The organism is Thermoanaerobaculia bacterium, from assembly GCA_035593605.1.
Classification (GTDB): domain Bacteria; phylum Acidobacteriota; class Thermoanaerobaculia; order UBA2201; family DAOSWS01; genus DAOSWS01.
In genome coordinates this window covers 81,008-97,756 of sequence record DAOSWS010000008.1, presented here as the reverse complement: position 1 = coordinate 97,756, position 16,749 = coordinate 81,008, and the positions used below count along the sequence as shown (strand labels likewise).

Genomic DNA, 16,749 nt, shown 5'->3' with positions numbered 1-16,749 from the left:
GTCAGGAAAAGAGAGCCCCGACTTCGTCCACGACTTCTGGTTTGACCAGAACAATGACGTGATCCCCCGGATCGATCCGGTCGGCGCCCCTGGGAATGAGGATTCCCTTTTTCTTCTGAACCGCTGCCACAATCGCACCTTTAGGAAAATTAAGATCCTTCATCGAGTGACCTGAGGCTTTGCAACCTTCCGAGGCAATCAGTTCCAGGACTTCGCCCTTTCCGTCCACCAGCTTCGCGATCGATACTACCTGCCCGGTTCGAAGATGCTTGAAAATCATGTTTGCGGTCAGCAGACGGGGCGAAACACCTACATCGATTCCGAATCGCTCCACAAAGGCGGCAAAATCGGCCTTGCGGACCAGCGAGGCCACTTTGAATGTCCCCAGTTCCTTGGCGAGGAGACAGGAAATAATGTTGGTGGAATCATCCTCTGTGGCGGCGATGAGCAGATCGCACTTGTCGATCTTTTCTTCTTTCAGGAGTGCGACATCCGTACATTCTCCATGGATGACCCTTGTGCGTGCCAGCTCCGCTGCGAGCTCTTCACACCGTTCATAGTCCCGCTCGATCAGCTTGACGTCGATCTTTTCCCGTTCGAGTAACCGGGCCGTGAGCTGGCCGACTCTTCCGCCTCCGGCAATTGCGACCCTGCGGGTCCTGATTTCACTTCCCCCGAAGAGAAGCCTGACCTGCTCGGCTTTCTCCGACTTGGAGATGACGTAAACTGTGTCATCCTCTGCCAGGATGTCATTTCCACTGGGAATAATGAGTTCTCCTTCACGCAGGATAGCCGCGATGATGAAATGCTCCGGTACCGGGAAGCTCTTTAACGGCATATCCAGGTAAAGGAAGCTCTGATCCAGAGTGAAGTGCATGAACTTGATCAGTCCATCCGCATAGTCTTCGATCTCCATGGCACCGGGACTACGGGAGATGGCAGCCAGTTTCGCCGCAGTGACCATGCTTGGATTGATGACCAGGTCAATCCCGAGAATATCGCGGAAAATTACCCTTGTTCCCTGGAGATAGACAGGATCACGAACCCGGGCTACCGTCATGGGGACTCCAAGCCGTTTTGCTGTCATGGCCGCAATCATGTTGACTTCGTCCAGGTCCGTTACGGCGACAACCATTTCCGCTTCCGCAATGCCGGCATGCTTAAGAGTGTTAATGCTGGCGCCATGGCCCACAATGGTCTGGGCATCGACATGGTCTGATATTCTCAGCAGGGCTTCCTCGTTGGTATCGATTACCACAACATCACGATTTTCCCTGGCAAGCATGGTGGCGAGGGAGTAACCAACCTCCCCGGCTCCGATGATGATATTCGGCATAAGATGCTGACTCCTCAGAGTTTCAGGTTGATAGACCTGTGTCCATCTACCGCATTACCCGACGCAGTTCGGGCGCACTATTGTACCCGATGACAACAGGTATCATCAAATGGAATCTGATTTCCCGGTGCCGCCCTGGATGGGACAAGGAACGGCAACGATTTATTTACCGAAGGCCAGCCTCATGGCGTCGCAGGTACTGGGAAGCACATCCTTATCATAGTTAATAAAATCGCATTCCAGGCCATCTGCGCCAGGACGTTCCTGCCCCGAAGTGTTCGTCCCATAAGATCCATCGTGCGTTCCATTATTTCCTGCGATCAGGAAAAAGAAGGATGGAGGCATGGTTGCGGATGTAAAGGTGATTTCACCGTCAATATCGGAAGAACAGACGGCGCCTCCATAGAGATAGGTCGAGATTCCGGCCAGATCTCCCCAGTATACGGTGTGTCCTACTGCATCACATGCGGGTGTGTAAACAACCGAAATCTCCTCCGTGGCGGGATTATAGGATGCACGAAGATGCTCCGCGCGGATTTCCTCGTGAGACGTTTCACCGGGCGGTGAGGAGGAAGGGGATGTCAGGCCGCTGATTGTTGTAAAGGCCATCTCCAGGGGAGGACACATTCCCGTGTTCAGCCAGGCATCAAGCATATTGATTCCCTCATCTGCAAGAAAGGTGCTCTGGCCGTCATTCTGCAGCCAGAGAAACTGGATGTATTCCCAGCTGGTCTGCTGATACTGGAGACGGATATCCGCGGAAACGGCTCCAGCGGGAATTGGAAACCGGACATCATCAAAATAATTATATGTCTTTCCAGAGAATGGTGCCGTAACACCAAATTGGTCCGCAGGAACCGGAATGGAATTTCTCTCATAGGCGTCGTCGTAGCTGAATCCATACGGCGGAATGCGGGGATCATTTACGACGACGTTGTTTAAGACAAAGTGAAAGGTGTGATATTGAATTCCCGGGTCTTCTCCTGCCAGTTCGCCCAGGGTGTGTGTGGCGGCATCTGTCAGGCGATTGTAGCTGAGAATCGTGCCCGTGTCCCATCCGAGGCTTACCAGCTGGGCGGCCCACTCCTTGTCCATTCCCATTTCAATTTCATATATCCTGGTTGTGGATGGATCGAGGATCGATTCGACCTCGTGAGGCGTTCCGTTCAGATCATTCACGGTTCGGCCGATCGTTCCATAGGCGCCATCTTCCCGGACCAGGTTGTTTCCATTGTCGAACCAGCGGGTGTTAATCCACATTCTCCGACCTTCAGGATAGCCGGATATCAATTTGTGGGCCGTAAGATTCGTCACCCGTACGACGAGGTCGTTAATGTCCTGGCTTGCACTGAGGGATGCCGCGCTCTTTAGCATATTCGCGGCCCTGACCTTTCCGCTGTTCAGCGCATCCTTCTGGGCCTGGCTTAACCCGCCTCCCATCCGCAGGGTTCCCTTTGTGTCCATGTACTGAACAACATCGGGCATCCAGTACCCGCCCCCGGTCTGGTCATGACGCGGAAGGTCAGTCCGCGTGGGTGTTCCTGACTTGTTACAGCCCACACCGGTCCCGGCCGACATGTGGCAGGTCTGACAGGAATAGTATCTGGCCACCCCGTCTTCGTAATTTGCATTATTCCTGGCATCGTACGCCCTGTGATAGGCAATATCCAGGCTTCCTCCGGATACTCTGAGATCTGCCGGCAAAGTCGGATAATCGTTGACCATGAGAGTGTCCAGCGTTGACGCGACCCATTCGCTGTAGGTACGTTCCACGATTCCGTAAGAGTAGGGGGGATTATTGAGAGAAGCCTTTCCATCCACCGGGGCGCCGGGGACACCGCTGAAGGAACCGGCTCCCAGAGGTTTCATTGCTCCGTTGTTGTGCGCGAGATCGCCCACGGCCGGATTGCTGACATCGTGGCAGGTCGCGCAGAGCCTTGCATCTCGATGAAAGGAGGAAGGGAGAAATGCATGCTTTGCATTGGTAACGGTGTAGGGGCCGAGGCGTGTCCCGTTTCCGTTTATCACGTACTGGGCCGCGCCGTTATATCCCTCACCCGTATCGGGGTCATAGGCCTCAAAGGGGGCGTTCTGTATTTCAGTCGTGCCGGAGATGTTTATGTTCATGTCCGGATTGACGAGAAGATGACAGAATTCGCATTCTACGCCATTCACGTCCCCGGTTGTCAGGGAAGAACCATCAGTGGGTGTGGACCGATTATTCACCCAGCCATTCACCGAGTGACATCGAATGCAGAGGTCTCCTGCACCGCCTCGCTGGGTCTCCAAAGGGTCAGGGTTGAGACCCGCAGGGTAGAAATCCTGCTCCGCGACGGCCAGCGTAGCCCAGAAGAGAGCGTCTCTCGTTGCGTTGGCCATCATCCCTCCCCTCCATCCATGGGCAGGTTCAAGATTGGGGTCCTGGCCGGAGGGACCGACATGGCAGTTATCGCAGTTATCGGGGCTGGCGAAGGAAGCAACTTCACCCTGCTGTGTCCCGGCAAGCTTGATGTCGGTTGGTACATTGTCTGCGGCATGCAGAAGGGGGGTGGATAAACAAAACAAGGATAAGATTGTCACAATCCATGTGAAAAGGTTTTCACGAATAATGCGACTTAATATCATAATACTTGTGGGTTTACTAACCATTGCGGACTCCTTTGTGTCTTCCCAAAAATCCCCGGTTTTATAGTTTATCGCTCCCGCCTAACCTCTTTGATATGAATATACCAATATTCTGTCAGGTTGTCAAAAACTTCTTTAATATCAATTGTTTAGTGGGATTTCCGGAAAAAAAGGCGGCCGGCAAAGCCGGCCGGAATGAAAGGAGGTATCATAGAAGGGGGGCATTGGGAGGTGGTATGCTGATACCTGTTACCTCAAACAGAATTATATCACGAATCATTCCCGGTGGGAACCTTGACGGTCAGCCTCACGTAGGAAATGTCTTCAAACGGATCTTCCACTCCCACAATCATGGTCTGTTCACCTTTTCGCATCTGAAGTTTGACGGGCACCGCAAGGGTGTCACTGTCTTTCCACATTTCGCTGGTGAGATTAATTTTCTGCGTGAAAGCCTCGCTTTTTCTTCCCTGTTCATCGCCGATCACGATGCCGACACGAAGCATGGTTTTTCCGTCGGTAAAGGGCATGGATTTTTTAGGGAAGAGAATCTTAATAGGAACAAGATAGTATCGGCCTTTTTTGGATGATTTTTCCACGCGGACGCCGAAATTCAGGGGATTGTGAGGCACGCGATCCCAGACCAGAAAGGTCTGCAGACGTGTTGGAAGGTTCTCCTCGGGTAAGAAATCCACATAACCCTTGCGAAAAGAAACGACAAACTCCGGGTTCTTGATCTTGACTTCGATGTCATGATAGGCGCCATCTCTGGGATGCCCGGGTTCAAAGGCCAGGGAGTAGTAATGGTTCAGAGCGAGTGAGAATTTCCCGATCCCTGCTTTGACGTCGTTTGTGTCGACTATGGCCCGGCCACCCGTTGCATCAGCGAGGATTTTTAAAGAGTCCTGTGAGGAACGAAGGACAGCGGACTGTCCAAATACATCCATGCCCCGGACGTAATCCTCACCACTCATATCGGCTTCAAACCCGGGAGAAGAAGAAACAAGTCCCCGGGAATCCACGAGGTACATCGTGAATCCGCAGGAGGCTCCAAACTTGCCCAGAAAGTCGAATTCGTGGCTCAGATCATACTGTGTAGCTTCGTTGAGTGATGCAAATCTCGGGAAGTATTTATCCAGAAGGTAAAAATATTCCAGCCCGGGGATGGTCGGAATCCCTTCCCCGACGTAAATGAAATACTTTTCTCCTGACACCGTGCGGTTGATATCAAGGACTGCCCTCATGGCATCAATGACGCGAAGAATTTCGTAACGGCGTTCCTGGGCGTACCCACGAACACTCTGCAGGGCAAACTGATATCGACTGGTCGACGAGATGATTCGTTCCATATCCCTCTGGCGAAGGGGGAGGGCCGTGGAGGCGGTACTGGATAGTTTAAATTCCCGGAGAGTCCTCTTTAAGAGCATGACATCGTCCGTCCAGTCCTGTATTCTTTGCACGGAAGGCATGGCCAGAAAGATGGATGCTTCATCGCCCTCCACCATCACCGTTCCCAAAAGAGTTTCCAGGGCTGATTCGACACGGAGATAGTTATGGGGATGGAGGTGGTATCCATCGAGGAAAATTACAATTCGCTTATGAAATTCCGGCTGAATTCCCGGCTGCTTTGCGCCGGAGGCCTTGTACGCTTCCGCGAAAGACTGTCTCAGCGTCCCGGAATCCTTGACTTCAAAAAAGTATTTCAAAGGCTGGGATTTTCCATCCACCGAAAGTTGAAAGTCTTCGGGAGACAGGTTCACTATCGGATTGCCATCTTTATCCGTTACCTGAACCGGCACGTCGACGACCCTGACTTCGACTGTTTCTCCCGAAAAAACAGGCTTTTCCTGTCCGGGGAGCGGAAAGGAGGCGATCAGGAGAATCGCAGTAATCATCCAAACTCGCATGTCAGTCTCCTTACTGGGGCGGACGAATAAAGACACGCTCACGCTTGTAGCTTTCGGTTCCGTCCAATTCGTTCAGAACACCCACACTGATAATGTTCGCACCACCGCCGATCATGAGTTCCAGGTTGTACTTGAAGGTTGTACCTTCGAGTTCTTTCATTGCGGTGGCCGGGATATTAAAATCATGATTTTTCCAGATAACTTCGCTTCGATCTTTTCCATCGCCCGCGGCAATTCCAATCTTGATGCGTCCGATGTGGCGATCGTTCTTCAAGGTCAGATTCAGACTGCTGAAAGGAATCTCCACTGTCATGGGAAGAATAAAGGCTTCTTTATTATCTTCCTTTACGGTCGGTTGCTGGAAGGTTACGGATATTTCCAGTGGATTGTGATCTTCCGGGAAGATGAGGTTGGCTATGATCTTGTCCCCCATGATGGAGTGGATCGATTTTTCCAGAAAGGTTTTTTTGTAGGAAATCCGGGCTCCTCGAATCTTGGGTTTCAGCGATACCTCGATTTTATGAAACTTGTCTTCGATGGGGCGTGTTCTCTGATATCCCAGAAAGTAATAGTTATCCACGGTTTCGGCGATCTTTTTAAATCCCATGGCAAAATCGTTGGTATTCACGATGGCCACGCCCCCCGTTTCCTCGGACATGGCTCTCAGGGGATCGATGAGGTTATTGGTCTCCACCGTATAATCGATGTCGGTGCCGGAATATCTCTCTTCTGCGGCGCCCTCGGTTCCCATGGCTCTTAATCCCGACACATCCACCATGCAGAGGTTGACACCTGCTGAGTTTGCCGTGTTGATGATGCTTTTGTAGTGGGACCTCAGGTTGAAAAAGTCGGCATAGCTGAATACATTCTCATGGGGATATATTTCACCAAGGTAGTAAAAGACTTCATAGGCGGGCACTTCGGGAAGGCCGCTGGAGATATAGATAAGAACTTTTCTGCCCTCCATTCCCCGGATGGATGTCAGGTAGTCCTTGAGGGCACTAAGGGTGAACTGCATGTCGTTGTGAATCTGTGCGGCGAACCCCCGCACTTTGGAAAGAGCGTACGAATAGGTCCGATCTTCCCTGTTTTTAATGCTGTCAATAAGGTCTCTCCGATCATTGAGACGTACGAGGGCGTCCCCCGTCCGCTCCTTTTGCTCTTCCAGTTTATTTACAATCATGGAGGCGTCGTCGGTAAAGGGGGTCTGGATGTGGAGAGATCGATCGAAGGTCACAACCATGCCCAGGACTCCGTTTCCGATTCTTTCTTTTGCGAATTCCTGGGCCTTTTTCAAAACCGCATTCCGCTGCAGCGGGTGAATATTGACGTTGTCCACGTAAAAGATATAGCGTTCTCCAAGAAGTGCTTCCGTGGATGGGGTCGTCTCGGGTTCTTTTGCAATTTCTGCAGGCGGCTGTTTTTTCTCACCTGCGGTAAAGACATTTACGCTCTGGCGGTGCCGAACTTCCGCAAAGTGAGTGATCTCCTGCTCCTTGCCATCTTCTTCCAGAATAAAGTCCTCGCGTTTTAAATCGGTGACCGGGTTTCCCTTACCGTCCCGGACCAGGACCTGAATGGGCACCAGATGAACTTCAATCGTTTCTCCGAATACCGGCACACCCTGAGAGGTGTCCTCTTCCTGAGAAAAGACCGGCATCACAAGAAAAGCCAGAAGAATAAGAATCGCTGCGTATTTACTTTTCATTGATCTGACTCCCGTCTCCATGCAGATAGTCACCCAGATATTCCTGCTGTTGTTTGATCTCCTCCATAATGGAGGCAAGAAGCTTCAACATGTTTTCATTGTGATGGTAAAAGGACTTCAGCATGTCTAACGGATCCTGCCGCACAGGTTGAGGAGATTCTTCGGCCGCAGCCGGGGCCTGCGGTATCTCCTTGAGCATAATATCCACACGATGGTTCAGGTTGTGGATGATCCGTTTGAGAGCTTCGCGAAACGTGTCAATCACTCCATCGCCCCGCACAGCTACGGCTTCATAAGTGGGGAATCCCTTCGGATTCAGAATGGAATCGAGTTCGGCCAAGCCAAGGGTGTTGGGAAGGTCGCGCTTATTGTATTGAAGAATAATGGGGATCTTGTCTGGGTCGATTCCATTGATCACGAGGTTGTCTTTCAGGTTTTTTAAAGATTCAAGATTACTCTGCATCATTTCCCGCTGAGAATCGGCCACGAAGATTACGCCATCGGCTCCGCGAAGTACAAGTCGACGCGTGGCATCGTAAAAGACCTGACCGGGAACCGTGTACAACTGAGTGCGAATCTTATATTCGCCAGCCTTGCCCAGATCCATCGGCATGAAGTCGAAGAAGATCGTCCGGTCGGTTTCCGTTGCCATCGAAAGCATCTTTCCTTTGTTTCCCACATCGGGTGCAGAGTGAATGTACTCGAGGTTCGTGGTCTTTCCTGACAGCCCGGGACCGTAGTAGACCAGCTTAAGGGTGACTTCTTTCACGGCATCATTGATAAATACCATATTCTATCCTTCCAACAATTATTGATCGAACTTTCTTTCATTAAAGCATGAGAGAAGAATCGATTCAAGAACAAGTCTTTTTTGATATGTGGCCGGTCGATCTGCCAGGAGAGAGAAAATTTCGTAGGAGGCATCTCCCCATAGCGCATCACGGGTTTTCCTGGATAGTTCGGCCAGGATTTCCGATGCTTCTGCAAGGGAATATCCGGATAAAAGTGAAGAAATATTGAGAATGGCCAGGCTTCGATCGGGATCTGCCGCAATTTCTTCGATTTCCGAGGGGAGTGTCCGTGGCGGTGCTGTAAGGGAAACCGGATAGACAAAACATCGGCTGCGAATCGTTGGCAGCAGAAGTCTATCATTGGTGGTGAGTAGAAAGAATTTTGTGGCTTCAGGAGGTTCTTCGAGAATCTTAAGGAGTGCATTGGAAGATGCTACGTTGAGCCGGTGAGCCTGATGGATGACGATCCATTTTGTCGAAGCCTGAAAGGGGGCCTGGTAGGCTTCCCTTCGAACGTTTCGAATGGATTCAACCGAAATGATCTCCGCTTTCCCTTCAGGAGCCACAAGGGTGACATCCGGATGGGTTCGGTTTCTGATAAGCCGGCATTGAGAACAGGCACAATCCTTTGCGCTTTGTTCTTCACAGAGTTCAATTCGAACCGCTTCCAGAGCAAAATTGAGAATTGTATCGGAATCTTCGCCGACGATGCAGATCGTGGGAGAGAGGCGGTGTTCGCGGGCCGCCTTCAGGATGTGGTCTTGCACCAGGGAGCAAGTCGTTCCTGGATTTCCGCCTGAATGTCCTCGGCGGGTCGTGTTCCATCCAGGATTACAATTCGATTGGGTTCTTTCTTGTAGAGGACAAGATATGCATCCCGGACCCTCTTATGAAAAGAGAAATCCATCGATTCGAAGCGATCTCGAACTCCGGGATGTAACCGCTTCAGTCCTGTTTCCACGGAAACGTCGAGGAAGAAGGTGATATCCGGCATGATGTTTCCAATGATGGAATGCATTCTGCGAATCTTTTCTTCACCTACACCCCGCCCGTACCCCTGATAGGCAATGGTGGAATCGATAAAACGGTCGCATAACACCCAGGAACCCGAGTTGAGAGAGGGAAGGATGATTTCCTGAAGCAACTGCTGTCGCGCAGCAGTAAAGAGGGCGGCTTCCGTCAGTGGAGACAGCTGTACATCGGTCTGGTGGAGCAGAAGCTGACGAATGCTTTCACCGGCTTTCGTACCCCCGGGTTCACGTGTCGCAGTGTGACGAATGCCCTTCTGACCCAGCCAGGCTGAGGTGAGTTCGATCTGGGTGGATTTTCCCGATCCTTCGACGCCTTCAAACGTTATGAACCTTGCCATTACGCATATTTTACCATACCTCAGGGTTCTGGTAAGATGAGCTCATGTTCGCCCTATTTATACTGTTTGGAGTTCTGATCGGAGTTCTGGCTTCCTTTTCGGGTCTTGGCGGAGGCTTTTTAATGGTTCCCCTTCTCCTGTTCCTTGGGAAACCTCATACTCATGCCGTCGGGACCTCTTTCCTGGCCATTCTCCTTATTTCCCTCTCCGCGCTTCTTGCCCACAACAAGCTGGCCAACGTCGACTACACCGTTGGTTTGTGCCTGGCCGCCGGCGGAATCATCGGCGCACAGGTCGGGGCACGTCTCGTTCCCATGGTATCGCAGAGCACCTTTCAAAGAATATTTGCTGTTTTTCTGCTCTTTATGGCGATCTACCTCTTTATCCGGAGCCGGTGATTCATTTCAGGGCGGGTCTTTCTCGGTTTGGCCTGATGCCATTCCTGCTGTTGTCCTCCCTTCTGATCTCTCAGGCATCTTCAGATTCCGCCCGTGAAATCGTAGAGAGAGCGGAGGTGGCCAATAAGATTTCCTTTGAATGGTCGAAATGGAGGATGGTGCTGGAGGGAGGGGATGGAAGAACGTTCATCCGAACGTATGACCTCTATGCACGGACTCTTCCCGGTGGACGCGATGAGACACTTCTTCGCTTCCTGTCGCCTGCGGAAGTACGCGGGGTGGGGCTGTTGACCCATGAACCCGAAAGAGGCGACGATCAGCAATGGTTCTACCATCCTGCAACGCGTCAGATTAAAAGAATTGCAGGGAGCGAGCGGAAAAATCGCTTTATGGGAACGACATTTCTCTACGAGGATCTGCAGTCATTTCATATCCCTGAACACATGTACGATCTTAAGGGAGATGAGGTGATCGACCAGGAATTATGCTGGCACCTGATCGAAAAACCCCTCCCAGAGTTTTTGAAAGAGACAGCTTACGGATCCAGAGAGATCTGGATCGGGCAAACGACCCTTCGGACAAGGCGTGTTTACTTTTTTGATCATAATGGTTTCCACAGTAAGACACTTACGGTGCAGGGTGTGGAGGAAGTTCTTCCTCAAGTTTATAGAGAAAACATTTTGAAAATGGAAAGCCTGACCGATGGGAGGGTCACGGAACTCTCCCTGCTTCAACGGAATACGGATCCGGATTTTGACGCCGAATCGACCTTTACCCTCCGCTCGCTGAGGCAGAGGGTCGAACCCGTCAATTCTCTTCCCTGAAGATGAGTTTCATCCCATGAGAAGGAGTTATCAATTTCTATTCCTGATCCTTCTCATCCATTCAGCCTCTCTATCTGGAGGCACGTGGGATGTTCAGGGCTGGTTGGATCTCACTACGATGTTATCTCCAGGAGGCGGCCCGCAAGGAGAGGTGTTCTTTCTGGGTGAAGCAACGGGGGCGATCCATCGTTTTGAGATCCATACGGAGATCCTGGCCCGCGCGGATCATGGCTCGATGGTGGGGGAATCGTGGCGTCCCGATTGGGACGGGAAGGACTTCGAAGTGCCAAAACTGGATCTCGGAGAAGTCCTGGTTCGTTACCGAAGTCCATGGTGGGATCTGGACGCAGGGAAGATCCATACACCCCGTGGGATTAGCGAAGTTCTCCATCCGATAGAATTTCTTCAGCCTCGTGATCTCACCTTTCCCTTTGGACCGGTCCGCTATCTTGCCGTGCCCGGCCTGGTTTGGTCCTGGGAGCGGGGACAATTCCGTGGATGGGCTTCTCTCGTGCGTGCGGACAGCCCCCGATACTCGTCCCCCGGTTCTCGATGGGCTCCCTGGGGAAGCGGTGACCCTGCAATTGAGCTGGAAAAATTTCCCTGGGACTCCAGAACGCAAATGGCTCTCTCGTTCGGTTCGACCGCCGGCCCGGTGGACTGGACTATTCTTTGGGGACAGGGGGTGAGCCTCTATCTTCAGGGGCCGGTATCCGGACATGTTCCCTTTCTGCATCACCGGATGGATCTTGCAGGAGTTACCCTGGTCTGGGTGACGGGGCCTTATGCTGTAAGGCTGGAGAGTGCCGGAAGATGGTTCAACCATCCAGGTCTTGAGAATTACGCCGTAACCGTTGTCGGTCTCGAGCGATCCCTATACCCCGGGTTCTCCCATCGAGAATTCCGTCTGGCTGTCGAGGCCATCCGGGAAGACCATCTCGAGGGGGGCTCCACCCCTGATTTCATTCGAGTTCTGGATCCCCTGCGTCCCTTTCAGAAGGCGATCTTCCTTACGATGACAACCCGGGATCTGAATTCATGGGATGGCCGTTGGTCCCTGGGTGTCGATGCCGATCATGGCTGGACTTCGGACTTGACCTTCCTCTATCGGTTCCATCCGGATCTCCACGTTGAGCTGCAGTGGGTGACTCTGGATGCGCCTGAAGACCATCCGCTCCGCATCTTTTCCGATCATGATGTGCTTCGAATTACAGCGAGGGTGTATCTGCATTGATTGTTCCTGTTACACTATCGGGAAGAAATCGAGCCTGGTTTTTGTATGTATCCCCGAGCGGTATGTTTACCGCCGGAACTAAAAGAATCTTACTGCTGGAGGCATACCATGCTGCTTCGTGTAACCCTTTTCGCAATCTTTATGTCGCTTTCTCTGGTCCCCGTGTCCGCCGGACCTGTCGACCTGGAGGCTCCCAAGGGAGACTCTGTGGCGGATCGGGACATGGATGGATGGCTCGGTGAAGCCGACCTCATTTACGATCGAGCCTTCTGGTATGCTTCCACCCACGGGGGCCGCCCCCTTCTGGACAGCGGGACCCGTCTCACCAAAATGCGCTGGTCATTGGCCCATCCTCCCCGTGCCGCCAGGGAAGTTGAGCCTCAGTGGAGAAGTCTCGGCCCCCTGAACGGAGCTGGCCGGGCGACGGCAATTTCACCTCATCCCGCCATTGAGGGTACGTTTCTAGTTGGAGCCGCGGGCGGGGGAGTGTGGAGAACCGAAGACTGGGGCAGTACGTGGACCCCATTGACGGATATGCTGCCGGATCTCTCCGTGGGGGCAGTCGCCTATGCGCCCTCCAATCCCTCGATCATCTACCTGGGAAGCGGAGAGGGGGGATATGCCATCGACTTCATTCCCGGGATTGGATTGATTAAATCTGTGGACGGAGGGTTGTCCTGGATTCTTCCCGACAATGTCGTTGCTGAGATGTTTTATGACCTTTCCGTAGATCCTGACAATGAAAATATTGTTGTGGCAGGGACCAGCCAGGGCCTGCTGTACACCATGGACGGGGGAGACACCTGGATCACCACTCTGCCCGATGTGGATGGTACGGATCTTGTTCGATCTCCACAGGATCCATCTCTTCTTTACGCCTCCACCTGGTGTGTTCGATCCTGCGGCGATGAAAATTTTCATCGAATCTGGCGATCCACCGATGGGGGCATGACGTGGACGCCTTCCGATTCCGGTATTCCGTCTGTCGATCCATCCAATGGCTTTTACGAGCGTACTTCTCTGGCCATGGCTCCATCCAATCCATCGATCCTCTATGCGGCCTACTCCAGCCTCAATGCTCTGGGCACTATGACTTCGCGGATCTATCGAACGGCCGATGGCGGGCAATCCTGGACAGAGCTGGAAGATGTCAGCAATAACGGGAGTCCATACGGGTATTACATTCGTAATTTTCTGGGAAGCCAGGGGTGGTATGACAACACCATCATTGTGTCCCCGGACGACCCCGACACCATTAATGCAGGGGGAGTTTTCTATATTCGGTCCGTCGACGGGGGTATCTCCTGGACTACGGCGTCCTTTAATGCATTTCCGCATGTTGATGCTCATGACTATGCCTACCAGGCGGGGGTACTTATCCTTGCCTGTGACGGAGGGATCTACCTTTCCATGGATGACGGCAACACGTGGACCGGAAAAAACAACGGACTCGTTACCCGGCAGTACTATGCCATGGACCACGATCCATCCCATCCATCTCGTGTCATCGGAGGAACGCAGGACAACGGGACCGGCCGAAGACGGAATGATGATTCGGGGCTCTGGGATGATGTTATCGGAGGCGATGGATTCGAATGCGCCATCCATCCGGACATCCCTGATATCGCCTATGGAACGGTTCAGTACGGAGCCATCTATCGGTCCAATCAGTTCGGGGGCGGGGCTTCATTTTCCGAAATTACACCTCCCTACACACCCGGAGATGGCGCATCCTTTCTGTCGGTGGTCACCCTGCACCCATCCTCGCCGGAAATGGTGTTCACGGGATCCGATTTCGCATGGCGTTCCCGCGATGGCGGAGAGACCTGGCTCCAACTTCCGCATGACAGGGTACAGGGGGAAAATTGGAACGGGTCTGATGTACTTTCCGTGGCCCTGACCGGAGCCGATCCTCTTTCTATCCTTGTAGTGAAAGGTGCGGAAGTCTTCTGGTCCAGAGATGGAGGCATTCAGTGGACCGCGTACTCTCCGGATGATGGAACGCTTCCTGCATATGGATCCCTGCGGAACGCGGTAATCTCTCCGCATGATGCCATGGCCGCCGCAATCTGCTATGCCTGGAGCGACAACGGAAACCTTTACATGACGCACAATGGGGGAGCATCCTGGGAGCGACGGGATGCGGGGCTTCCTCCCTACAGCGTGCAGGTCGTACGTTTTGACCCTCTCGATCCTGCGATCCTTTATGCAGGAACGGACCTCGGGTTCTATCGATCTGTGGATGGAGGTGCGACCTGGCAAGAGTATGGAGCGGGGCTCCCCCGCACGTCAATCCACGATATCCGCGTCTTTCCCGACGGATCCATGCTCCGGGTCGCCACTCATGGACGTGGAATCTGGGAGCTTCCGCTGCCTGTTTCTCCCAACCAGCCCCCCGTCGTTCAGATCGCTGCTTCCGATACGGTTCTTGTCGTTGACCGCGGTACGACGATCACGTTCGATGGAACGACATCCGACCCCGACGGGGATACCCTGGATACTTTCTGGACCTTTTCCGATACATGGGAACGTATCGTTGCTGCAGCGGGACCTTCTTCCGTATCCCACACCTTCCAGCGTCCCGGAGCCTTTTCAATCGGGCTGACCGCAAGGGACGAAAGGGGCGCTCTGCGTTCTGCGACCGTGCGGATTGAAGTTGTACCGGAAGGGGACACGTGCGATGCTGCCGTCGAGATCCCTTCCCGTGCACCGCTTCCGTATACCGTTGTAACCTCAAATGAGGCAGCCAACTTTGAAATCGAAACGCCGGCGGCTTCGTGCATACCATCTAACGCGGGGTACTTTGGTTCCCTCTGGTTCCACTATATCCCGGAAGAAAGCGCGACCTATTCCTTTGATACCTGTGGGTCGGGAGGAGATACGGTACTGTCTGTCTGGACAGGACCGGCCTGTGGACCCTGGTCCCCTGTTCCGAACGGCTGCAACGATGATGATGAAGTGGTTCACTGCAGTGGACCGCGCACCAATTCCTACGTGGAGGTTCAGCTTGAAGCCGGGGTCACATACAGCGTTTTTGTAGCCAGTTATTACGATGATAATCGCGGAACCGTCCGCTTCACCGTCAATTGCACGGACTGTACTTCCATGCCGCTCAGTTCCCGGGTCACCATTCCCGCTTCAGCCAGCGCTTCCGGCGCCAACGGGACTTCATGGATGACGGAATTGACGGCAGTGAACCCAACCGGCGTTGATTCAGGTGCGACTATCGTTTTCCGCGAAAGAGGGAAAAACGGCTCGTTCGTGGATTCGATCTCCCTTGACCTTCCTGCCCACAGCACGGTTCGAGTAGATGATGCGGTTCAGGATCTCTTTCAAAAGACAAATTCGGCCGGTTCCCTTCATGTGGTTCTTCCGGCCGAGGCAATCCTGTCTTCACGAACCTTCAATAATTCTTCCGATGGAACCTACGGCCAGACGATCCCGGCCTTTCCCGATGCCGAAGGTTTCACCTATTTCGATGACATCATCCTGCCGTCCTTTACCGTCGGAGAACAGTTCCGTACAAATCTTGGACTGGTCAACCTCTATTCAAATCCGGTGATCGTCGATGTCGATATTCGGGATTCTCAGGGATCCACGATCGCCAATCCGTCTCTTGAGGTTCCCGCCTTTTCCTCCATACAGGCTTCTGGCCTTGCTGGATCCACGGACGGAGGGTACGCGGTGCTTAGCCTGTACGACCTTGAAGCCTCAATCCTGCCCTATCTCTCGGTGGTGGATAACGAATCGGGCGACCCCATCTTTGTCTATCCCATCGAACCCTCTTCCGGGAGGATAACCGTTCCTGCGGCGGCTCACAGCCCCGGCGCGAGGGATACAATATGGCGCACGGATCTGGATGTGCTGAATCCGACTTCCGGTACGGTGACCTACAATCTTTCCTATCTGGCCCAGGGCCGGGATAACGGTGTTCGACCCGGGTATTCCTTTTCTCTGGACCCCGGGCAGTCCCGCCGACATCTTGACGTGGTCGAATCGGTCTTTGGTACTGAGGGCGCGGGAGCGATCCAGGTGACACCGTCCGGAGGATCCGTTGTGGTTGTTTCCCGGACGTTCACGGAGGAAGATACGGGAACTTATGGACAGTTCATCCCGGGGTTCCAGGATTCTTCTGCCCTGCACGCAGGAGAAACGGCCATCCTTCCGGGCCTCAAGGCTTCCAATCGTTATCGGACAAATATCGGATTCGCCAGTGGAGTGGCCGGGTCGGTTTCGGTCGAATACACGATTTACGGTCCGGACGGTACGGTTCTCCTTGAAGGAAGCGAGGCCCTTCTTTCGTACGGCGCCATTCAGATTGGCGATATCCTTTCAGGTATTGCGGATCAGGAGCTGGATGCGTGGGCGGAAGTCCGGACTTCGACACCTGGAGCAATTCTCTTTCCGTATGCATCTGTCGTTGACAACGATTCAGGCGACCCGGTCTTCATCCCTGGAGACATCCGCTAACCAGAGGCGAAAATGCTGTAGATTCAGCAGTTACGGTCCGAAAAGCTCCATAAATCGGGGGAGGGGAAACCCTCCCCCCTTGTTATGCAT

At 53.0% G+C, this 16,749-nt stretch carries 10 protein-coding genes and 1 pseudogene; 4 read left to right on the top strand and 7 right to left on the bottom strand.

Annotated features, from left to right (window positions below; all coding sequences use genetic code 11):
* Position 1: 1 nt before the first annotated feature.
* The 7 genes and pseudogenes from trkA to tmk form a co-directional block, all read right to left on the bottom strand.
* Positions 2-1,336 carry a Trk system potassium transporter TrkA gene (gene trkA, locus PLD04_05580; GenBank protein ID HXK67794.1) on the bottom strand — a complete coding sequence of 445 codons (1,335 nt, stop codon included), beginning with the start codon at positions 1,334-1,336 and terminating at the stop codon, positions 2-4.
* 162 nt (positions 1,337-1,498) lie between these two features.
* On the bottom strand, positions 1,499-3,901 hold the full coding sequence (locus PLD04_05575) for a hypothetical protein (protein HXK67793.1): 2,403 nt from the start codon (positions 3,899-3,901) through the stop codon (positions 1,499-1,501).
* 329 nt (positions 3,902-4,230) lie between these two features.
* Positions 4,231-5,865 (bottom strand): VWA domain-containing protein, encoded by a 1,635-nt coding sequence (locus tag PLD04_05570; protein ID HXK67792.1) that lies wholly within the window; start codon positions 5,863-5,865, stop codon positions 4,231-4,233.
* Positions 5,866-5,875: 10 nt separating this feature from the next.
* Complete coding sequence (locus tag PLD04_05565; protein HXK67791.1) at positions 5,876-7,573, bottom strand: VWA domain-containing protein; 1,698 nt, start codon at positions 7,571-7,573, stop codon at positions 5,876-5,878.
* Positions 7,574-7,820: 247 nt separating this feature from the next.
* Positions 7,821-8,363 (bottom strand): annotated as a pseudogene (locus tag PLD04_05560) (GTPase domain-containing protein).
* An 18-nt stretch (positions 8,364-8,381) separates the two neighbouring features.
* A complete protein-coding gene (locus PLD04_05555; GenBank protein ID HXK67790.1) occupies positions 8,382-9,131 on the bottom strand; it encodes a hypothetical protein in 750 nt (249 codons plus the stop codon).
* Positions 9,113-9,733 (bottom strand): dTMP kinase, encoded by a 621-nt coding sequence (gene tmk / locus PLD04_05550; GenBank protein HXK67789.1) that lies wholly within the window; start codon positions 9,731-9,733, stop codon positions 9,113-9,115. The genes PLD04_05555 and tmk overlap by 19 nt, the downstream gene beginning before the upstream one ends.
* Positions 9,734-9,777: 44 nt before the next feature.
* Here tmk and PLD04_05545 point away from each other — a divergent pair, with 44 nt between their 5' ends.
* The 4 genes from PLD04_05545 to PLD04_05530 all read left to right on the top strand — a co-directional run bounded on the left by PLD04_05545 (position 9,778) and on the right by PLD04_05530 (position 16,659).
* Positions 9,778-10,131 carry a sulfite exporter TauE/SafE family protein gene (locus tag PLD04_05545; protein HXK67788.1) on the top strand — a complete coding sequence of 118 codons (354 nt, stop codon included), beginning with the start codon at positions 9,778-9,780 and terminating at the stop codon, positions 10,129-10,131.
* Entirely contained in the window at positions 10,128-10,955 is an 828-nt protein-coding gene (locus PLD04_05540) for an outer membrane lipoprotein-sorting protein (protein ID HXK67787.1), read from the top strand. Before PLD04_05545 ends, PLD04_05540 begins: the two co-directional genes overlap by 4 nt.
* Before the next feature lie 16 nt (positions 10,956-10,971).
* On the top strand, positions 10,972-12,189 hold the full coding sequence (locus tag PLD04_05535; protein ID HXK67786.1) for a hypothetical protein: 1,218 nt from the start codon (positions 10,972-10,974) through the stop codon (positions 12,187-12,189).
* A 108-nt stretch (positions 12,190-12,297) separates the two neighbouring features.
* A complete protein-coding gene (locus PLD04_05530) occupies positions 12,298-16,659 on the top strand; it encodes a PKD domain-containing protein (GenBank protein ID HXK67785.1) in 4,362 nt (1,453 codons plus the stop codon).
* Positions 16,660-16,749 lie beyond the last annotated feature (90 nt).